The organism is Montanilutibacter psychrotolerans, assembly GCF_003719825.1.
Taxonomy (GTDB): Bacteria; Pseudomonadota; Gammaproteobacteria; order Xanthomonadales; family Xanthomonadaceae; genus Montanilutibacter; species Montanilutibacter psychrotolerans.
In genome coordinates this window covers 413,901-434,774 of sequence record NZ_RIBS01000002.1, presented here as the reverse complement: position 1 = coordinate 434,774, position 20,874 = coordinate 413,901, and the positions used below count along the sequence as shown (strand labels likewise).

At 64.2% G+C, this 20,874-nt stretch carries 16 protein-coding genes; 4 read left to right on the top strand and 12 right to left on the bottom strand.

Going from position 1 to position 20,874, the window contains the following annotated elements:
- Nucleotides 1-88 precede the first annotated feature (88 nt).
- A complete protein-coding gene (locus tag EER27_RS05530; protein ID WP_190285662.1) occupies nucleotides 89-1,462 on the top strand; it encodes an EAL domain-containing response regulator in 1,374 nt (457 codons plus the stop codon).
- A 3-nt stretch (nucleotides 1,463-1,465) separates the two neighbouring features.
- On the opposite strand, the gene EER27_RS05525 is transcribed toward EER27_RS05530, so the two are convergent.
- The 10 genes from EER27_RS05525 to EER27_RS05480 all read right to left on the bottom strand — a co-directional run bounded on the left by EER27_RS05525 (nucleotide 1,466) and on the right by EER27_RS05480 (nucleotide 14,476).
- The gene (locus EER27_RS05525) at nucleotides 1,466-1,996 is read right to left on the bottom strand and encodes an SPOR domain-containing protein (protein WP_190285661.1); all 531 of its coding nucleotides are present in this window, start codon (nucleotides 1,994-1,996) and stop codon (nucleotides 1,466-1,468) included.
- A gap of 328 nt (nucleotides 1,997-2,324) precedes the next feature.
- Nucleotides 2,325-3,308 carry a LysR family transcriptional regulator gene (locus EER27_RS05520; protein WP_123087017.1) on the bottom strand — a complete coding sequence of 328 codons (984 nt, stop codon included), beginning with the start codon at nucleotides 3,306-3,308 and terminating at the stop codon, nucleotides 2,325-2,327.
- On the bottom strand, nucleotides 3,305-4,768 hold the full coding sequence (locus tag EER27_RS05515) for a HAMP domain-containing histidine kinase (RefSeq protein ID WP_123087016.1): 1,464 nt from the start codon (nucleotides 4,766-4,768) through the stop codon (nucleotides 3,305-3,307). Before EER27_RS05515 ends, EER27_RS05520 begins: the two co-directional genes overlap by 4 nt.
- A complete protein-coding gene (locus EER27_RS05510) occupies nucleotides 4,765-5,268 on the bottom strand; it encodes a Rab family GTPase (RefSeq protein WP_123087015.1) in 504 nt (167 codons plus the stop codon). The genes EER27_RS05515 and EER27_RS05510 overlap by 4 nt, the downstream gene beginning before the upstream one ends.
- A 142-nt stretch (nucleotides 5,269-5,410) precedes the next feature.
- The gene (locus tag EER27_RS05505; RefSeq protein ID WP_123087014.1) at nucleotides 5,411-7,108 is read right to left on the bottom strand and encodes a hypothetical protein; all 1,698 of its coding nucleotides are present in this window, start codon (nucleotides 7,106-7,108) and stop codon (nucleotides 5,411-5,413) included.
- Nucleotides 7,109-7,118: 10 nt separating this feature from the next.
- Complete coding sequence (locus EER27_RS05500) at nucleotides 7,119-7,709, bottom strand: hypothetical protein (RefSeq protein WP_148040942.1); 591 nt, start codon at nucleotides 7,707-7,709, stop codon at nucleotides 7,119-7,121.
- The gene (locus EER27_RS05495) at nucleotides 7,699-8,034 is read right to left on the bottom strand and encodes a hypothetical protein (RefSeq protein WP_148040941.1); all 336 of its coding nucleotides are present in this window, start codon (nucleotides 8,032-8,034) and stop codon (nucleotides 7,699-7,701) included. Before EER27_RS05495 ends, EER27_RS05500 begins: the two co-directional genes overlap by 11 nt.
- Before the next feature lie 226 nt (nucleotides 8,035-8,260).
- Nucleotides 8,261-8,887 (bottom strand): response regulator transcription factor, encoded by a 627-nt coding sequence (locus tag EER27_RS05490; RefSeq protein ID WP_123087011.1) that lies wholly within the window; start codon nucleotides 8,885-8,887, stop codon nucleotides 8,261-8,263.
- Complete coding sequence (locus EER27_RS05485) at nucleotides 8,884-13,755, bottom strand: ATP-binding protein (RefSeq protein ID WP_190285660.1); 4,872 nt, start codon at nucleotides 13,753-13,755, stop codon at nucleotides 8,884-8,886. Before EER27_RS05485 ends, EER27_RS05490 begins: the two co-directional genes overlap by 4 nt.
- Nucleotides 13,756-14,056: 301 nt before the next feature.
- Nucleotides 14,057-14,476 (bottom strand): Lrp/AsnC family transcriptional regulator, encoded by a 420-nt coding sequence (locus EER27_RS05480; RefSeq protein ID WP_123087009.1) that lies wholly within the window; start codon nucleotides 14,474-14,476, stop codon nucleotides 14,057-14,059.
- A gap of 146 nt (nucleotides 14,477-14,622) precedes the next feature.
- Here EER27_RS05480 and EER27_RS05475 point away from each other — a divergent pair, with 146 nt between their 5' ends.
- Complete coding sequence (locus EER27_RS05475; RefSeq protein WP_123087008.1) at nucleotides 14,623-15,666, top strand: ornithine cyclodeaminase; 1,044 nt, start codon at nucleotides 14,623-14,625, stop codon at nucleotides 15,664-15,666.
- 195 nt (nucleotides 15,667-15,861) lie between these two features.
- On the opposite strand, the gene EER27_RS05470 is transcribed toward EER27_RS05475, so the two are convergent.
- On the bottom strand, nucleotides 15,862-16,986 hold the full coding sequence (locus tag EER27_RS05470) for a GGDEF domain-containing protein (protein ID WP_223807180.1): 1,125 nt from the start codon (nucleotides 16,984-16,986) through the stop codon (nucleotides 15,862-15,864).
- Nucleotides 16,987-17,184: 198 nt separating this feature from the next.
- On the opposite strand from EER27_RS05470, the gene EER27_RS05465 reads away from it, so the two are divergent.
- Entirely contained in the window at nucleotides 17,185-17,670 is a 486-nt protein-coding gene (locus EER27_RS05465; RefSeq protein ID WP_190285659.1) for an MgtC/SapB family protein, read from the top strand.
- 262 nt (nucleotides 17,671-17,932) lie between these two features.
- The gene (locus tag EER27_RS05460) at nucleotides 17,933-19,642 is read left to right on the top strand and encodes a PLL family lectin (RefSeq protein ID WP_148040940.1); all 1,710 of its coding nucleotides are present in this window, start codon (nucleotides 17,933-17,935) and stop codon (nucleotides 19,640-19,642) included.
- Nucleotides 19,643-19,766: 124 nt separating this feature from the next.
- Here EER27_RS05460 and EER27_RS05455 read toward each other — a convergent pair whose 3' ends face one another.
- Nucleotides 19,767-20,792 carry an alpha/beta hydrolase gene (locus EER27_RS05455; protein ID WP_123087005.1) on the bottom strand — a complete coding sequence of 342 codons (1,026 nt, stop codon included), beginning with the start codon at nucleotides 20,790-20,792 and terminating at the stop codon, nucleotides 19,767-19,769.
- Nucleotides 20,793-20,874 lie beyond the last annotated feature (82 nt).

The following is a 20,874-nucleotide window of genomic DNA, read 5'->3' as shown; positions in this document are numbered from 1 at the left end:
CTTGGCACCCGTGTGGGGGCATGTTGCGACCAGCGGCCCGCACCGCCCTCATGTGCGTCAACGATCAACCGGCCAGGGCGTCCCCGGCATGAAACATCATGTTCGGCATTGCATGACGCCCGGCGTGCACGCCATTGCGGCGCCTCACGGGCAGGAACCACCGAAATCTTTCGCCGGCCGTCACGCGATCGGCGCGCATAATGAAGCTGCAAGGTCGCCCCCGCCCTGCTCCCTGCTGCCGGTGGCCTCGATGCAGAGGGACCTCGATGTGAACGGAGTCGGGTGCCACAAGCGATTGAGAACGATCGTCATCGATGACGATCCGTTCTTCGTGGAGCTCCTTTGCGCGCTCCTGAGAGATGCCGGCCTCAACGAAATCGACGTAGCCACCAGCGGCGACGACGCCCTGAGCAAGATCGGCCCGACGCCACCGGATCTCCTGGTGTGCGACCTCAACATGCCGACCATGGACGGCGTGCAGCTCCTGCAGGCTGTCGCCTCCCTTGGTGTGCGGCCCTCCATCATTCTTGTCAGCGGCGAGGACGTACGCGTACTGGATGCGACCCGTCGTTTTGCCGAGGCCATCGGACTCCCCGTACTCGGCGTACTGAGCAAGCCCATCTCGTCCGACGCGCTGCTTGACCTCCTGCGCCAGTACCGGCCTCAGCCGGTCCCGCAAGAGGACCACGAAGTCACCATCTCGATGGAAGCACGACAGTTGATGTCCGGGCTGAAGACCGGCGCCATGCACCTGGCGTACCAACCGAAGGTCGAACTGGCAACCGGCGCCCTGTACGGGGTCGAGTGCTTGCTGCGCTGGGAGGACGCGCAGATCGGCAGCATTTCCCCGCGGGATGTCGTGACAGCCGCCGAGAAGAGCGGCGTCATCAACGAACTCACCCTGGCAATCCTTGACCAGGTAGCGATCGATCATGCCGCCATGGAACACAGTGGGGTGCGCACGAACTGCGCGGTCAATCTTTCGATGCGGAGTCTGTACGAAGTCGAGATGGTGGACCGGATGAAAGCCGCGCTCGCCGCGGAGGGCGGCTTGTTCCGCGACTACACCTTCGAGGTCACGGAAACCCACATGGTGGAGGATCTGCCCCGCGTCCTCGAGGCGCTGATCCGTCTGAGACTCTCCGGATTCAGCGTATCGATCGACGACTACGGCACGGGCGCTTCGACGATGCAGATGCTGGCACAGCTTCCCAGTTCCGAGCTGAAGATCGACCGCAGCTTCGTGGCCGCCGGCGTCCGGAGCGAGGAAGGTCGCCTGTTCCTGCGCTCGGCGATCGAACTGGGCCTGGGCCTGAACCAGACCATCGTGGCTGAAGGAGTCGAGATCCAAAAGGAGCATGAGCTGGCGCACCAGCTGGGTTGCCACCTGGGCCAAGGCTTCCTCTACGCAAGGCCCATGCCGCTGGATGAACTGCTCACCTGGGTACGGGACCGAGGGTAGTGCCTATTGTCCGGCGACAGCGAGGCTTTCGATTCCGTCCTCTGCGAGGCGCCTCTTGACGTCGTCAAGCTCGGTCGTCGTGGCGTATGGCCCCAACCGCAGGCGATAGAGCGTCCGACCATCTTGTTGGTAGGTTTCGATTCTCGAAACGTATGCAAGAAGCGCGATGCGCGCCTTGAGCGCTTCGGCCTGCAGCCCCGACGGGAACGGGCCGACCATGAGCAGGGAGGCGGTTCGCCGCTGCGTGGAGGAGTCGTACTTCATGCTGCTGGCACCGACCGCCTCTAGCTGCAAGGCATGGGGAAGAAGGACACCGGTCGGGCTTGCTTCTATCGGAGTGAATGTGTCCTTTCCTTGAGGTTCACTCCCACCACTCCTCTCCATGTTCGTGAATGCTGGCGGCCCGTCGCGAAAGATGGCGAGCGCGACACCCAGGACACCCACGAGCAACCAAACCGAAACGGGGACTCCTTCCTTGTAGCGACCTCTCCCCGTTCGCTTCATCGCTAGCCACCAGACTCGCAGATAGCTCATGACAAGACGCCTACTCCACATGCGCACTGGCCATGCTCCGATCTGGCGTGGGCGCATCGGCGAACAGGTGATGGATCTCGTCCTGCTTGACGTAACCGACCAGTGCTTCCAGGCGGGCGTACATCAGTACTCCGTTGCTTATCAATGAGACGGTAATCGACAGGCCTTGTCTCTAAAGCGTTGCACTCGATCAACAGCTTACGCAGCGATTGGGCAACTGCCGAGGGTGTTTCCGGGAAACCTCACGTTGGCAGATGGCGAACACCCACCGGACCGCAACGTGACTGCAACGCAGGAAAGCAATGGGCTCTGGTCATGGCACTGTCCGTTACGCCGTGACCTGTCCTGAAGGGCGTTCTGGATTTGCTCCCTCCCAGGGCGGAGGGTTCGGAATGCGCTCCATCAGGAAGCTGATCAGGGCCTGCACCTTCTGCGATGCTTTCCGGCTGAGCGGATAGACGATGGACACAGGGTTCGGCCGGGGCGCGCACTGCGCCAGGACGATCTTCAGCTGGCCCGATGCAACCAGATCGGACGCCACGTAGCTTGGCAGTAGCGCAAGGCCCAGCCCCGACTTGGCAGCTTCGAGCAGATGGAAATAGCAGGCACTGCGGATCCGCTCGCGCACGCGGAAGATGCGCGGTCCTGCGCTGTCAAGGCACCACCCTGACTGCATTTCACCGCTTGAATGCACCAGGCAGTCGCGTTGCTCGAGCTCGTCTGGCGATTCAGGCGTGCCATGTGCCTCCAGGTAGGATGGGCTCGCGCACACCCACATGCTGCTGTAGCTGATTGTCCGCGCAACCATGCTTGAGTCAGGCAGGCGGCCGATTCTGAGCGCCAGGTCGAACCCCGTGTCGTGAAGACTCGACTCTCGCTCGTCAACGTCGATCTCCACCTTCAAGTCCGGGTAGCGTCCCGCGAATTCGGCCAGCATGGGAGCGACGACGCGCGCGCAGAAAAACCGCGGCACGGAGACGCGAACCACTCCGCGAAATCCGCCATTGGAGCTGGCGACGAAATCGTTCGCAGCCTCGATGGACTCGAGTATTCGTACGCATTTGACGAAGTACACGGCCCCGACTTCCGTGGGGCTGACGCGCGCCGCGGTACGGTCGATGAGCCGGGCCCCGAGATGAAGCTCCATCTCGCTGATGCGGCGGCTTATCACGGACTTGGAAGTACCCAGGCGGCGGGCCGCACCGGTGAAGCTGGCCGCATTGATGACGGCCACAAAGGCGGCCATGCTGGCTACGTCAACCAAAGTACCGTTCCGGATTGCCAGACCTGAAGGGGCCGCTTCCTGATTCATATCCGCAGCGCTCCTTCAATGGCTGCCCTGAGCACGTCGGCATCGGCGTCTGGCGAGATGATGGTCCTGCGGCCATCGAACACCCACGCGGATGCTCCAAGCCCGGCAACCGGTCGCAACAGCAGCATTCGCCTTTTCACCCCGGCAGCATGGAGCCGATAGCTCAATCCGATGCCCGTCGCGCCGGCGAACTCGCCCCCCAGGATGATCATCTCGACACCCGCAGCAGCAGCGGCATCCTCCACTTCCTCCAGCTCCCCGCATGTGCGCGCGTTCAGGCCCAGACAGGAAAGCTGGGACAGCACCCGCTTGCGGAGCCGGGAATCATCAATGGCAACCAGGATCGTCGTGGACAATGGTGGCCAGTGGTTTTCGTCGCCGCTCCCGGCGGGGGAGCCAGAGCTGAGCGGTAGTTCCAGACGAACTCCTGACTCGGGCTCACGCGAACAAACCAAGCGACCGCCAAGAGCGCTGACCAATTGATGCGTCGCCGGATACCGCAGGTCCTTGGGCAGGTCCCGCAGGCCGCAGTCTTCCTTCCCCGCACCGCGATCCACCAGGACGTCCGCCACAAGTTGGTCATGCTCGAGAAACACCCTGATCGACAGCGTCCCTCGGGTGGCGTCCAGGACACCTGTAATGAGGCCAACGAGGATCTGGTAGACCGCCGCGTGCTCAATCGAAGCCAGCTCAATTGAGCCCAGCCGGTAATCGACTTCGAAGCAAACACGCTGAAGCTGCGGACCTTCGCCGAACTGGCTCTCCAGTTCCTTTACGAGATGCTTGACATCAAGCGGCTCCCAGCCAATTGCGTCGTGCGTGCAGGAGCCTTGCAGCGATGAATGACACGCCCAGGCAAGCGCCTGCAGGTGCATCGAAGCGCGCTTGATGCAGGAGATCGCATGCGCCTGCGCGCTGGGTTTGGCAACACCGTCGTCGAGAACCTGGGCGTGGCCTCGGATCTCGTCCAGACGCGCCTGGAAATCCCATGAAAGCGTCTCGACGACTTCCAGCCGATGCCGCTCCATGTCACCCGCCTCACGCACGCCCAGGCGATCCCCGGACAGGCCATACTGGCGCTCAAGCGAAACGCGACGTCGCCGTTCTCTCAACGCCAACTCGTGACTCGCCTGCAAGACTTCGCGAAGCTCAAGGGCCTCACCGGCAGCATCGAACAAGACCATATGCCGCATCACCCCCTCGGGAACGATGCGTATGTCGGCATGACGACCGGAGGGCATCTGCACCTCTACAATCGAACCGACAGGCTCCTGCCAACCGACAAGCAGATCGCTCAGCATCTCAACGAGCGTGTCCTTGCAGTCGGCGTAGTACGCCAGATCGCCGGAGGTATCCATCACCTCGCCCAACTCGCCAAAGGTGACGATCACAGGGGCCCGCTGGCGAACCAGAGTGGCGACCAGGTCCTGCATATCCTTGGAGAAGACGGGATCGGTCATAAGCTGACCGCTCCAGCAATCTCGGCAAACGCCAGCTCGATGGACTCGCCCGTCTTTGCGCTCGTGCAGAACACCGCCAGGTTGTGACTGAGCGATTCGATCAGCTCGGGCGAGATATCCCACTCGTCGGCCAGGTCGACCTTGTTGACGAGCAGCACGGCGGGGACATCAGCATTCAGGGCCTCGGCGGCCTGTTGCCATAGGTCCAGGGCACTGCTCACGGTGTCGCGACGCGTGCCATCGGCAACCAGCACGAAGCCGTGCGCACCAGCCACGTAGTTGAGCCTGCTCTGACCGAGCTTGCTGGAGCCGGCAATATCCCAAAGCACCAGTCGCATGCTCGGGCGGGCGACAAGGTCAACCACCTTCGTGTCGACCTTGACGCCGACCGTGGTCAGATAGGACTCGGAGAACGTGCTGCGAACGTAGCGGGCCACCGCACTCGTTTTTCCGACCGAGAAGTCGCCGAGCAGGCAGATCTTTCGCGCGAATGAGTTCATCTTTCTCGCCAACCTCCGTCGGACTTCGACGGATCATGTTCGCGTCCATGTCGGGCGCCTATCGTGACTTCCGGCACCGCTGAAGCGCTGCCGGCAAGGTCAGGTTGGACGAACAAGCGTCCGTTTGATACTGGGAAAAGTCTTAGTCGGGCCTTCTGTTCGGCGGTCCAAGCGGCGTGCTCATGACCTGGGCATTGGCGGCCCGGCACCTGCCGTGAAAGCGCACGGACAGAGTGTCCATGCTCACATCGATATCGATGGACTCGTTCATCCGCGAGCGGATTGCTTCGCCAAGCCATTCGGCGCGACGCAGGCGAAGCTGTCGGTTGATGCCCAGTGGACCCGGTTCGTCGGTGAAGCCGTAGGTGCGGACGTGGATCTTCAGTCCGGACCGATGGGCCTGGCGCTGCAGGGCTTGCAACGATGCCACGAGCGCCCGCAGGTGCAACTCATCCGCCACCGCCGCGGACACCCCACCTGCAAAGTCGATGCGAATGCTTTCGATCTCACCGATGAGCGCATCGACGTGCGTCATGCCAGGGTAATCCAGCCCACCCGTCTCTAGTCCCCGTACCCCCTCGACAGCCGGGGGCCGCCTGTCGAGCCCATACCACATGGCGAATGGAACCGATCCGCGCAGGTGCAACGTGCCCGCTTCGTCCAGCTCCGTTGACACGCCATGCGGAAGCGCCAGCTGCTGTCGTGCACGACGGACGACCACTTCCGGGTCGGACGACACATAGGGACGCAGGCGCCAATCGGTTCGCACACCGGGGTGGAGGCTGCGCAGTACAGAACGCGGGTCCTGGCCGGCCGGATCGAGCAGACCGTTGATCATCAACGCCCCGCGCCCTTCCGACTCGATGCTGAGCAGTGCGAAACCAGGCAGAGCGTCCAGGTCGTTGCGGATGGTGCCGACCTGGCGCGACCAGCCAACTGCCATCCAGCTCCAAACCAGCATCGCGACGAGAATGCTGGCAACCAGTGCACCCACAAAATAGTGGCCGGAGGTGCGCCGCCTGACAGGATCAACCTCCTTCAACTCTTCAAGGTCAGCCAGCGCCCCGGCTGGGAGGTTCACTTGCTCCTCGCCGTGTTGCTCCCGAAGCGTGTGCAGCGTCTCGTTCAGCTCATCAAGACGTCTTCCCAGGTTGCTCGGTGGCACGCCACTGACGAACGCCGCCAGGCGCAGGCAAGGCCCATGACTGAGCAACAGACGATAGTCGCCGACCGTGGCCCCTCCCAGGCCGCCTTCCTCCCCTGAAGCGACCGAGTCCTGCACGAACTGTTCGATGGCCGTCAGCATGCCGGCAATGGCATCGACGTCGACGCCCGGCCGGTCATGCCGGCAGAGGTGATCCAGTAGCAAGCCGCTTTCGCGACGGATCAGGAACAGGTGTTCGACCTGGTAATGCAGCCTGTGCCGCAAGGCAACACTGGCGTAGGGAATTCCGGTTCGCAGGCACTCCAGTCGCCAGCGCAACGCCCTCAGACTGAGCGTCTCCTGCAGCGCCTGGTCGAGATCCTGCGCCATCGCGCGCAGCGCCTCACTCAGCGCGCGACGTATCGCCGGGCCAATGATCGGAAACACGGCTTGGACAATCGCGCCCGGGCGCTTCTGGACAGCCAGCTCCAGCGATTCGGCCGTGGATTCGGAGAGCGCGCGCGCGAGCCTCGACGCGCCGCGGGTCGAGTTTGCGACCTCAATGCTCTCGGCGAGCGTTTCCGGAAGGCGCTCGAAGCGAGCATCGCTTCGTTGAACGGCCAGGTCGATCTTTTCCAGACGAAGCTGCTCTACACCCAGCAACAGTGTCCGGATGCGATGGTAGTCGCCGCTCATGGCGAAGTGCCTAGTCGACCTCGGGCAGATCGAGCGCCCCGCGCAGCCGCATGGACAGCTCACTCATCAGATCGGCCATGTCGTGGCGGCTGAGCTTGCCTTGATGGATCTGGTCGCGCTCGCGTGCCAGGGATTCGCGCAATGTCTGGAGCGCCGCGGCGATCTCGGCACCCAGACTGGCGATGGACTCATGCGATCGGCTGTCGGTCCTGGCCAGATCCTTCTCCAGACTCTCGATAGCCACGCTCAGCTCACCGCGCTGGGTTCGCATGGCCTGGCTGATGCGGCTGTCCAGATCATCCAGCGCCGCCGTTCGCGCATGGCATTCCTGCCTGAGCTGCGACTGCAGGCGCTCGGCCAGCGAGTCCAATCGGGAGTCCATTGCCGACAACCGTCGTTCGACATCGCCTTCGATTCGAGCGACTTCATGCGTCAAGCGCTCGCCGATCTCCTGGAACCTTCGGTCGTATTCCCGCGACAGCCCGCCAAAGAGAATGTCGCGAATCTGCTCCATCTTGCGATCATCGGGCGTCGTCGGCCCCGAAGACTCGACTGAATGGAGGATGGCCATCTCGGCCAATGTCGACTTCTTATTTGCCATGGCCTTCTCCGGGCAGCGTGTCGCCGGGCTCCGTTGCTTGGCTCTTTCCGGATTCCACGAGCATGGAGGTTCGATCGATGAGTTCCACCAGCGCTGCCCGGGCTCGCACGATCTGCTGGGTGAGCACGGGATCGATCGCCTGTGTGCCCGCATTTTCGATCACCGCCAACCGTCGGCCGGCGCGCTTCTCGCCTACCAGGTGGCAGGCCATTGCGGCACGATGGGCGGCCTCATGCGCCAGCCGACGGTCTCCCGACTTCAAGGCAAGGTCCAACAACTGCAGTTCATCGCTGATGGCCTGGCGAAACGCCAGTAACACCCCCATCGTGCGTCCGGGATCCTCGCCCAGCAGCTTGGACAGCGACGCAAACGCCGTCGGTGGCGCTATCGTTCTTGCACGCATCGCATTGCTGCTGAGTGCTGACCGCTGCCCCTGATATCCACGACAAACCCGACTCCAGAACCGTGACCCGTAGGATCGATGGTAGGGAGATGGCCACCGGATGCCATTGGGAAAAGTCTTAGGTCCGCCGTCGGCCACGCACGGCGATTCAATCAATCAGATAGTCCAGCCCGTGTGCGGAAAGATAGGGCCCGATCTCGGCATTGGATCTCAGTCCAAGCTTGCTCAGCGCGTTGTACTTGTGAGTGGTGACCGTCTTGTAGCTGCGACACGTGTCTATGGCGATGACCTGGAGATTCTCGCCGCGTGCGAGTGCCAGCAGCACCTTTCGCTCGCCGCTGGTGAGCTGATGCCAGGGGTGGCTGCGCGCAGACTCCAGGTCAATCGCGGGGTCGACGAACGCCCCCCCTGCCAGCACGGCGCGAATCGCGTCGATCGCGAGGTGGGGGCCGCTCGCCTTCAGCACATGCGCCCTCGCCCCAAGATCAGATGTCGCCAGGGCCAGGGATGGATGCGCATAACCGGTGTAGATCACGATCTTCAGATCCGGCCGCATCGCAACCACCGCTTCCAGCAAGGTAACGCTCTTCAGCTCCCCGGGCATCTGCAGATCCAGCACCAGCAGGTCGAACGAGCGCGCCTGGATGGCTGCGAGCAAGCTGTCACTGTCGCTGGCGGTCTCGATCGACGTGCCTTCACCGGGAAAAGCCGTCTTCAGCATCTCGCTCAACGCAATGCAGATGATCGGATGGTCGTCGGCGATCAGTATCCTCATGAACGCGCCCCGCGCGATTCAGCCACCTGCAACGGGCTGGCGCCGTACTGCTCCACCCTGGCCAGGGTTTGCTCGGTTTCGTTCCTTGCCACCTCCAGGAGCTGATTCAAGAGAGCATCGTCGACCTGCGTGCTCCTTGCGGCCCCCTCCAATTCATCGAGCGCCTGCCAGGTGGATTGCTCTCCCATCTGCATGCAGGCCGACTTCAGCCGATGCGCCAACCTGGCGACGGCGCTGCGATCCATGCTTTGCCTGGCTGCCTCCAGCGCAAGGAGGTCGTTTCGCGTGGTGTCGGTGAAGATTCGCAACAGACGCGCAAGCTTCGCCTCGTCGCCCTGGAGCATCTCGGCCAGGGCGGAGAGCCCCAACGGGAGGCCGGGCTTCGCCTGCCCAGGCACGCAGACCGAGGGCTCGTTCGAGATGCCTTCTGGAAGCAACTCACTGAGCATCCCAAGCAGGTCGTCCATACGCACTGGCTTGGCCAGATAGCCGTCCATGCCAATCGACAGGCAACGGGCTTCTTCACCCTTATCGGCGTTGGCCGTCAGCGCAAGAATCTTGAGGCGCGATCGCTTGTGCTCATGCTCGAGCCTGCGGATGCGCTCGGCGAGCTGGTATCCATCCAGCCGGGGCATGTAGCCATCGGTGATGAGAAGGTCGTAGCGATCCGGATGAGCCAACAACTTCATCCAGGCTTGCTCGCCATCCTCGACCACATCACAGGTGCATCCAAGCTGATTCAGCTGATGCGTGATCACTTCGCGGTTGGTCGGATTGTCCTCGGCCAGGAGGATCATCCTTCCCGGCGCTGCTTCGGGCTCCCGCCATTCCGACACCTCGCCCCCCTTGGCCTCGCTGGGCACGCCCTTGGCAGGTGCATCGACTCGTCCGAGCGCAAGCTCCACCCCGCGAACAAGTTCGGCGCGCACCAACGGATTGCCCTCGATAACGACGATGCCCCCTCCCATCGGAGTATCGAGGGTGCCTCCAGCCTGTAACAGGATGATGGGGCGTCTGGCGAGCGATGGGTCCGCCTTCATTGCAGCCAGGCGCTCTTGAGTACCCTCGCCTCTGTCGATCAACACAACGTCGACTGCCTGATTCTGCTGATCGCGCGGCCTGGACTTCAGCACCTCGATGTCCTGCGCGAAGTCGACGTCGGCACCGAGCAGACTCAGCGGCTCCCCGATGATCGATTGCCGTCCCACGTTTGCCAGGACAAGCACTCGCACCCCGCTCAAGGGCTTTGCAGCCGGCCTGCCAGGCGAGACGGCATCGGAAGGGATGGTGACGGTGAAGCAAGCACCCTCTCCGATCCGGCTGTCGCAGGCGATACGTCCTCCCATCATCTGGGTGAGATGCTGGGCGATGCTCAACCCAAGCCCAGTACCGCCGTACCGGCGCACGGTGGTTGCGTCGGCCTGCTGGTAGGGCTGGTACAGGTTCTGTACGGTTTCCTCATCCATTCCGATGCCGGTGTCTGCGATCGAGATGCAGAGCACATCGGGCGCTGCCATGACCGCGCTGATGCTTACACCACCGCGCTCCGTGAACTTCACCGAGTTGCTGACGAGGTTGGTGAGAATCTGGTGCAGCCGCACGCGGTCTCCGAGAATTCGCGCGGGAACCGCCGGATCCACATGGAGGTCGAGATCAATTCCCCTCTTGGTTGCCTGAATGCCGAACGCCGAGGCCACGGACTCGATCAACCTGCGCGGGGAAAGCGGGGCGCGTTCCAGCTGCAGCTTTCCGCTTTCAATCTTGGAGAAATCCAGCACGTCATTGACGACGGACATCAGCACCGACACCGAGTCCTTGCAGGTCTCCAGAACCTTCTGCTGGGCCCGGCCCAGCGGCATCCGGTCCAGCAGTTCGATCGTCCCCACGACGCCGTTCATGGGGGTGCGGATCTCATGGCTCATCATCGCCAGGACGCGCCCCTTGGTCTCGGCTTGAAGCTGCGTTTCGTAGGCCTTCTGACGCAGTTCCCGCGTATGACGGTCCTCGGTGATGTCGTGGAGCATGCCTGTAAACAGTTCGATCCTGCCTTCTTGGCTGTGCCGTTCGATGAGCTGTCCCCGCAGCCGAACCCAGGCCCATGTCCCGTCCGGCTTGCGCAATCGGTACTCGACTTCCGAATCGATGGCGCGACGCGCCAGGAGCGACTCCCGCAGACTTTTCGCGACGTGAGCGTCGTCGGGGTGGATCAAGCCATTGGTCAGCGCGAAGTACTCGTCGATCTCGGTGGGGAGCTTGCCAAGCTCATACCCGAGCATGCTTTCGCCGACGTGCACCACCCGGCCATGCGTCAGATCGATCTCGATCATGACGTCGCCGGAGGCTTGCATCGACATCCGCAGCCGTTCGTCACGCTCCTGCAGTTCTCGCAGATGCTCCAGGCGACGCCGGCGGCGTACCAGGTACTGGCGTGCCACCAGGGCCACCAATGCTGCAGCCGCGAGCGCATAGAGCAGATAAGCCCAGGGCTGCTTCCATGGCGGTGGCGCTACTTCCAGCGGAATGGAAAGTTCAGGAGAACGCCATCCGCCCCGGTTGTCGAGCTGGCGAACTTCGAACTGGTACGAACCTGGCGCCAATCGGTGATAGCTGACGGATAGATCGGACGGCATGTCCTGCCATCGCTCGTCGAGGCCAACCAACCGATACGAGAGGCGCCGCGAGTCACCAAGCACCGCAATTCGAAACGTGATGCGCCCGTCGTCGTATCGCGCACCGAGCGATTGCAGCTCGCTGCCGCGCAAGTTGACCGCCCTTCTACCACCCGCTTCATAGTCGCTTAGCAGTACGGGGGCCGACTTGGCCATGCGGACGCGCTCCGCATCCAACCGCCATACGCCGTCAACGCCGCCGAAGTACAAGCCACGATCTGAACTCAGGAAGGCCGCGCCCTTGCCGATCTCGCCATCGGGTACGCCATCAGGCTTGAGGTAGCTCTCGAATCTGTCCAGCTTGGGATCCCAACGAGCGATGCCTCGGTTGGTACCAACCCACAGCGCGTCCTGGGTATCGCTGGTGATCGCAGAGACGGTCATGTCCGGCAGACCTTCGGCGATGCCGTAACGCTGGAAGCGGACGGTTCCCTTATCGACGACGACCATTCGGTTGAGACCGGCCTGGGTGGCTACCCAGACATGCCCCAACCTATCGGTGTAGGCCTGCAGGACCCGGTTATCGGACAGGCTTCTGCGGTCATTGGGATCGTGGCGAAACTGCAGCACCCGCTGCTGCTTCGGCCAGTACCGGATCAGACCGATATTGCTGCTGACCCACAAGGAGTCATCTGGCCCTCCGGTCACGTCATGCCCGATGAATTTGATCTCGCGCTTCCTGTCGAGTACGGATATCTCCCTCACATACGCAGCACCCGGCTCCAATACGGTCAGTCCGCGATTGCTGGTAATCCATAGCTTCCGATCTGCACCCAGGAATGCGCCGGTGAAGTACAGGCCGGGCAGTTCCGACTTGCCATCCTCCGATCGCGATGGGATCTGGACGGTCCCTTCCCTGGGGTGCCACCGCAGCAACCCTTCCCGACCCGTAGGGATCCAAACGCCACCTCGGCCATCCTTCACCAGTACGTGTGCGTTCAACGCCGGAGATGGCGCCGGGAGCGCGCGATCGAGTTCCGGGGCCAAGTCGGTGACCTGGCCTGTATCGAGGTCGAGTCGCGCGAGGCTGTTTCCGCACAGAGCCAGCAGGAGCTGGCGGCCTTCCCCTTCCTGCATGGCACAGACACTCCGGCCCCGGCTGCCTGGAAGGCTGTAACGGGTGACGACATCCTGGCCGAGGCGAAGGCGGCTGACGCCTCCAGTCAGGAGACCGATCCAGAGATTGTTGTGTCGATCGATCGCCAGCGACAGCATTCGATCCGACGTCATGCTCGACGGATCCTCCGGACGATGCTTGTAGATCGTCAGCGTGCGCTCTCGCGAATCGAATCGATGCAAGCCCAGGTCGTATTCGCTGCCAAACCACACGATGCCGTTGGCATCCACGACCATGGAAGTCGCATACAGCGACTCCACCGGAAGCTCGGTCTTCTGCATCGAGCCCGATGCCGCATCGAACTTCCAAAGCGCCTTTCCTGCGGCCAACCACAGGTTCGGACCTTCCGCAGCCATCGCGGAGATCGGTTCGCGATCCGGATTGGTCAGCAAGGCACGAACCTTTTCCGGCGCGTTCACATCCACGTCGACAACGCTGTGGCCGTTGCTCACCACGAACAGATGGCGAGCGTCCGCACTGAACGCCATCGTCAGCACCGGCGATCCGTCTTTGGGAAGCTTGGCTACGACCACTGCAGAGGTGTTGGGGTCGTATCGCAACAGCCCAAGCTCGGTCAGCATCCAGATGCGATCGTTTGCATCACCGCCAAGCCAGACGATCAGCTTGGGACTTGCGCCCTCACGGGTTTTCACCGGCACGGCGGTCAGACGCTCGTTCGCGGTATCGAGGCGCTGCAGGGTGCCGTCATCACTGGCGAACCAGATCGCCTCGCGAGTCGGGACCACAAACCTGTTGTCGCGGCTCGCCAGCGAGTCGCGGCGATTGGGATCGCGATCCAAGCTATAGATGTGGTGCCCGTCGTAACGGTGGACGCCACTGTTGCCTGCGATCCATACGAAGCCGTGGCGGTCTGCCGACACCTTCCAGACATAGCTGCTGCGCAGCCCTTCATCACGGCCGATCGCGTCGAACATCGGCTCGATCCCGCTCGCAACCAGTCTTACCGGTGCAGGGTTCGGTTGCTCGATCTTGGTGGGGACTTCGGCCCGTTGCGTGGCAAAACCCGCCCCCGGCCAGAGCAGGGCCAGGGACAACGCCAAACCACTTGCAAAGCGCCGCATGGAAGGGCTTCCACGACAATCCGGCATTCGCCGTTAGTGGACTCCTCTGCGCCCAATCCATTGTCTTATCGGAGCCGGGGCCAGCCTGCGCGTGTGGTCGCGTGGATGTCAAGCTGATCGCCAGCCCCTTCGGGATTGGTGGATGGCATGCCTGCCAGGACCTGCAACTCTCGCAGGCGACCGGTGTGGGTAGAGGGCAGCAATGGTCAACAGGCTTAGCACCTTCTCACGATCCGACGCCTGGAACGGAGTGCTCGCCTGGACCCGATTCGCGAACGCACTGTTCGCGATTTTCGAACGCCTAACCGCGGAAGCTTTGAAGATGAAGGCTGGTTTCGGTGGCGCTGATGCCCTTCACCTTGCGGATGCGTTCGAGCGCGGCGGACAACTCGCCCAGGCTGCCGACGCGCAGCTCGGCCAACAGATCCCAGCGACCATTGGTGTCGTGCAGGCTGGCCACGGCCGGTTCGCCGAGCAGCGCACGCACCACGGCATGCTGGTTGCCCTCCACCGCGATGCTGGTCCAGGCGTGGATCTCGTCGGGTGTGGCATCGGGTCGCAGCTTGACGGTGTAGCCCACGATGACGCCGTCACGCTCCAGCCGCGCAATGCGGTTGGTGATGGTGCCGCGCGACACGCCCAGGGCGCTCGCGAGCTCGGCGATGGATGCCCGGGCGTTGTGGCGGAGCTTGGCGATCAGTTGCTGGTCGAGTGCGTCCATGGCGCATTGTGGCAACGGATCCTGCCGAAATGCCATGCGAATACCAAAAAGCTGCCACTTCTGCCGTTTTGCGCTGACAGCCGCGTGCGGACAATGGCGCCATCGCCGGTGCTTCCCCGCGCTGCGCCATCGCCATGAGGACCACCATGACCACCCTGCTCACCACCCAGGACATCGCCCGCATCGTTTCCGCCTACGGCCTGCCGCGGGTGCTTGCGAGGATGGTTGACTACCTCGAGGCCGACTTCCGCCGCTGGCCCGAGTTCGAGAAGTGCGCGCGCCTGGCCTCGCATTCCGACGTCGGCGTGATCGAGCTGATGCCGGTTTCCGACGCCCACGAGTACAGCTTCAAGTACGTCAACGGCCACCCCAAGAACACCCGTGAAGGCCTGCCGACGGTGATGGCATTCGGCGTGATTGCCGATGTCGCCACCGGTACGCCGACGCTGCTCAGCGAGTTGACCCTGACCACGGCGATCCGCACCGCGGGCACCTCGGTAATGGCCGCCAAGGTGTTGGCCCGCCCGGACAGCCGCGTCATGGCGCTGGTCGGCAACGGCGCGCAGAGCGAATTCCAGGCACTGGCTTTCCATCACTTGCTGGGCATCGAGGAAGTGCGTCTGTTCGACGTCGACACGCAGGCCACCGACAAGCTGGCCGCGCATCTTGCCCAGGTGCCGGGTCTGCGCGTCACGCGTTGCGCCAGCACGGCCGAAGCCGTGCGTGGTGCAGACATCGTCACCACCGTCACCGCCGACAAGAGCAACGCCACCATCCTCACGCCGGACATGCTGGCGCCGGGAATGCACATCAATGGCGTCGGCGGCGATTGCCCCGGCAAGACCGAACTGCACGCCGAGGTGCTGGCGCGCTCGGCGGTGTTCGTCGAATTCGAACCGCAGACGCGCATCGAGGGCGACCTGCAGCAGATGCCGGCCGATTTCGCCGTCACCGAACTCTGGCGCGTGCTGGTGGGCGAGGCCGCCGGTCGCAGCAGCGACGCGCAGACCACCGTGTTCGACTCGGTCGGCTTCGCGCTCGAGGACTACTCGGCCCTGCGCCTGCTGCGCGATTGCGCGCGCGAGCTGGGCCTGGGCGTGGAAGCCGGGCTGATCCCGGCGCTGGCCGATCCGAAGGATCTGTACGGCCACCTCGTGGCGCCGCAGCAGGAGCAGCGCGCGGCGGCGTAACGCGACGCGCGGACGACGCCACGCCATGGCGCCAACTGGCGGACATTGCTGACCGTCGGCCGCTGGCCTGCCACGCGGCGGTGGAGGATTTCCGACCAGGCCGGCACCTCGCGGCGCCGGCCTGCCTTGCCTGATCGGCGTCCGTGACGCTCACCCTCCCGGCCCCGCTGCTGCGACACCGGGCCCTTCGCAGGTTCACTCCGCCAGTTCCACCCGGTCGCGGCCCTCGGACTTGGCGCGATACATCGCCGCGTCGGCGCGTCTGAGCATGTCGGCAATCGACTCGCCGTGGCGGTACTGCGCAACGCCGGCCGAGAACGTGATCGACAGCGGGCCGGCGCTCGTCAGGGCCGGGCTGTCGTGCATCGCGGTGCGCAGGCGTTCGATGGAAACCCACGCGTCGGCGCCGTCGGCATGCGGCAGCACCAGCAGGAACTCCTCCCCACCGTACCGACCGCAGGTGCTCTGACTCTTTCCGCGCCCGATGACGTCCATCCGCCTGAGGTGCGAACGCACGCATTCGCCCACCGCGCGCAATGCCTCATCCCCCACGCCGTGGCCGTAGGAATCGTTGACGCGCTTGAAATGATCGATGTCAAGGATGCAAAGCGCGAACGGCTCGTCGTAGCGAACAGCGCGATCCTGCTGCTGCTCCAACGTGTCCATCAGGTGCCGGCGGTTGTAGAGTCCGGTCAGCTCGTCGCGGCTGGCAAGCTCCTTCAGTCGGGCCAGCGCGGTGGCAAGGTCCGCTGACCTGCGCGCCAGGCTCGCACGCAGCTGCACCACGTAGCTGCCCAGTATCGACAGCCACAGCAGCACCATCACCAGCACCACGAAATACAGCAGCTCCAGCCGGAAGGCATCGCTGCCGCGTTGCGATGGGTCGTACTTGATCACCAGCATCAAGGCGTAGCCCAGCACCACCGCGGCGGTCAGCGCCAGGTACTGGACCCTGGTGAAAGAGAAGATGCCGAAGAAGAAGGCGGTGAAGAACAGGGCCGTGGTGATGACCGTCGCTTCCTTGGCGTAGTAGGCCATCACCAGTGCCAGCAGCGCGGCCAGGCCCACCTGCAGCACCACCATGCTGGGATCGGCGAATCGCCGGCTGAACCCACCGCGGATGGCGACGAAGAAGAGGACGTTGATCGTCACCGCCACGCCGAGAAACCACGCCAGCCCAACGTAGCCGAAGCCCACCCATCCGTTTTCCACCGAATACACCAGTGGCGCCATGAACATCAGATAGGACACCAGGCCCATGACCTGGCGTTTGAGTCGGGTCGCCAGCTGACGATCGTCCTTGGGGATCAGCGAACGCACCATGCGGAGCCTCTTGCGCCGTTGCGGCCATTCTCGCGACGGAAGTTCACGGCGCTGTGAAGGTCGCGCGATGCCGGCGCCGGCCACACGTGGGATTCACGCAACAGGCAGCAGCATCGCGACGTCATTTCGGCGCACGCAGCCATCGCGCCGCCCGCCTGCGGTGGCGCCCACGGGCGCCACAAACGAAGGACCCCCATGACGATCCTCCAACAGATCGGTGAAACGCTCGCCGCCGAGTTCGCGCTGCCCGACGCGGGGCATTGGACACTCATCCTGGTGCGCTTGTTGACGGCCGCGCTGCTGGGCGGCGTGCTGGGTCTGGAGCGCGAGAGCAAGGGGCGCGCCGCCGGCCTCAAGACCCACATCCTGGTGTCGATGGGCTCGGCATTGTTCGTGCTGGCGCCGCTGCTGGGGGGCATCGACCCGGCCGATGTCACGCGCATCATGCAGGGCATCGTCTCGGGCATCGGCTTCCTCGGTGCCGGCGCCATCATCAAGCAGGGCCGGGGCGAACGCGTCGAAGGCCTGACCACCGCCGCCGGTATCTGGATGACCTCCGCGATCGGCATGGCCGCCGGCATGGGCCAGCAGATCGTGGCGATCGTCACCACCGCGATCGCCCTGTTGGTGTTCGCGGTCATCCCCAAGCTGATGCGCGGCAAAGAGGCTCCCGGACCATAGGTCTACCGTCGGGCCAGCGCGACGCGACGTCGCCCACCACCAACCCGCACGCGACACCGCGCGCCCTTCGCCGGGCGTGCGAAGCCCGCTCGCCCGCGATCGCCGGCGATGCAACCACGGCAAGACGGCACGGCTGTGCAGACGCGCATGTCAGTCCACGGGCCGCTACCTCGTACCCATTGCTGTCACCCCTCGTGACCAACCCCGACCAAACCCGCGGGCGCACCACGCCGCCATCGCCCATTCCATGGAGACCCGACTCATGCTCATGACATTCCCCGCCGGACGTCGGCGGACGCAGCGCCTGCTGCCTGCGCTGCTGGCAACCCTGGCGCTCGCGCTGTCGACGACAGCCGTTGCCGCGACGCGTGGCAACGCGACCGCCGTTTCCTCGTTCGGCGCTGTCGTGTCGCAGGACAATCTGCAACGGCAGTTCCTGGTCAAGAACGGGCGCGTCTACCGACGCAGCGAATCCAACTGGAACCTGTGGGAAAGCATCGACACCGGCCTCAACGGTACCGCCCAGGTTGGTGTCGGTGAGATCACCGGTTTCAGCGCCGAGGTGTACCAGGACGGTCTGCAGCGCCAGTTCCTGACCCGCGGTGGCCAGGTGTATCGCCGGACGCAGCAGACCAACAACGCCTGGGGTGCCTGGGAAGACATCACCGCTGTTTTCGCCGCCGCCGGTCAGGGCCGGATCACCGCCTTCAACGTCGCCGTCTACAAGGACAACCTGCAGCGGCAGTTCCTGGTGCGCGCCGGCCAGGTCTATCGCCGGACCCAGCTGGCCAACAACGGCTGGAGCGGGTGGGACAACCTCACGTACCTGTTTGCGGGCGTGGGCGGGAACGCGGTCATCACCAGCTTCAGTGCGAGCCTCTACCAGGACAACGTGCTGCGGCAGTTCCTGGTCAAGGGCAACAAGGTCTATCGCCGCCTCGAAACGGACCTCAACACCTGGCAGGAGATCTCGCCGATCTTCGCGCCGGTCGGGCGTTCGCCCAACGCACGTGTCGCCGAGCCGATCCACCGGCGCGTGATGGTGCTGGAGTTCAACCCGGTGATCGAAAGCCACGGCAGCCGCCGGCTCAACGATGCCATGGGCTGGCGCAATCCGCTGGTCCTCGAAGACCAGTACACCCGCTATCTCGAATCGGCCACCAGCCAGGTCGTCCAGTACACCGTGGCCCAGCGCGTGCGCCTGGACCAGTTTCCGCCCCGCACCGATGGCACGGTCTACACCGATGACCAGTACATCGCATGCTTCCGCGCCAAGACCTGCAACGAGCGCGAGACGCTGAACTATCGCAAGGTGCTGACCGACCACCGTGTCTGCGAGAAATTCAACGCCGGCGAGATCGACGAGCTGTGGCTGTGGGGCGGCCCGTTCTTCGGCTACTGGGAAGCCAACATGGCCGGAACCGGGGCATTCGACACCAACGGTGCCCCGGTCACCGGCACCGCCTGCCAGGGCAAGCTCAACATCATGGGCTTCAACTACGAACGCGAACCCGAGCGCATGCTCGAGGACATGGGACACCGCGTGGAAGGCACGATGGTGCACCTGTTCGGCGGCGTCTGGCGCAACGGCTACCTGAAGCTTCCGAACCCCTTCCCCGCCAACGCCAACGTGTTCGAGCGCTTCACCGCGCGCGGCTTCGACAACACCACGGCGGCGTGCGGCAACATCCACGGCAGCCTCAATACGCCGGTGTACGACCGCGTCAACAACGCGTGGGGGTACGACTTCAAGAACCCCAACCTCGAGAGGAACACCTGCGACGACTGGGACCGCTACCCCAGCCTCACCGGCGCCACCACCACCAACAACTGCACCCGGTGGGGCTGCAGCGACCTGGGCTGGCACACCTACTGGCTGTCGAAGATCCCCAAGTACGTGGGCACCCACAACGGCCTGCACAACAATTGGTGGGTGTACATGCTGGATTGGGACGCGGTGGTACCGCAGTAAGGTGACCTGTCGGCGCGGCCACTTTCGGTCGCGCCGGCGACGCTGGCGCTCACGCCACCGGGACACGGTGGTGAATCATTGCGGTGCAATGGCGACGGCGGTGGGCGCGACAGACCGTCGTGGCTCACAGCCCGTCCAGGAACGCCCGGACACGGGCCAGGGCATGCCGGGCCTCTTCGCGCTCAAGATCGAACTGGTATTCGTGCCCCAGCGCAGGCGCGTGATCGCGGGCGTAGAACAGTCGATTGACGCGGACACCCTCGCGTTGCAGGGCATCGGCCATCGCCACCGACTGCGGCGCCAGCGGATCGGCATTGCCCACCGAAATGAAGGTGGGCGGGAACGCGGGCGTGACGTGGCGGGCGACGGAAAACTGTTCGACCTTCTCCCTGTCCGGCGGCATTGCGCCCAGGTACGACCACACCACCGTCCGCAGGAACCACGAGGCGGAGGAATCGCTGGCCCAGGTCAGCGCGTCGTGCGGTCCGCAGAACAGCACGGTGCCGACCAACTGCGAACGAGCGATGCCCGGCGTCAGTCCCATCGCGTTGGCGTAGTCCGGCGACGACACCAGCGCGGCCAGTTGCGCGGCCAGCTGCGCGCCGGCCGAGTCGCCGGCCAGCACGAAGCGCGTGCGATCGATGTGCAACCGGTCGGCGTTGTCCGACAGATGCGCCAGCGCTCGGTTCAACTGCCGGACCGGCGTGGGGTACTGCGCGCCCGGTGCGATGGAGTAGTCCACCGCAATCACGGTGTAGCCATCCGCGGCAAGCAGGCGGGCGTAGTTGGCCACCTGAGTACGGCTGCCGGCCAGGAACCCGCCGCCGTGCACCCACACGATGGTGGTGAGCCGGCGATCGGTGCCTGCCACCTTCGCAGGGAAATGGATGTCGAACAGCGCGTCCGGGTCGGCCGTGTCGTAGCGCAATCCCGTTTGGCTGGAAACGCCGGCCGGCACATGGTTTCGCAACGCGGCATCGGATGCCACGCCGCCGCGATCGAAGGCCCAGCGGATCAACAACGCCGAGGGCCAGGGGCTGGTCCGGAACGCCACCAGCCCGGCACCGGTCAGCAGCGCCAGCGTCGCCAGGAGGATCGACAGCCCGCGCCGCTGGTGGTGCAGCGAGCGGACCGGATGCGATGCAGTCATGCCGACCTCGCGCGTGTGCGTCGGTTCATCCTACGACGTGCACGAGCGACCAGGCCGCCCCCGGAAAACCCGTCGAAGGCGC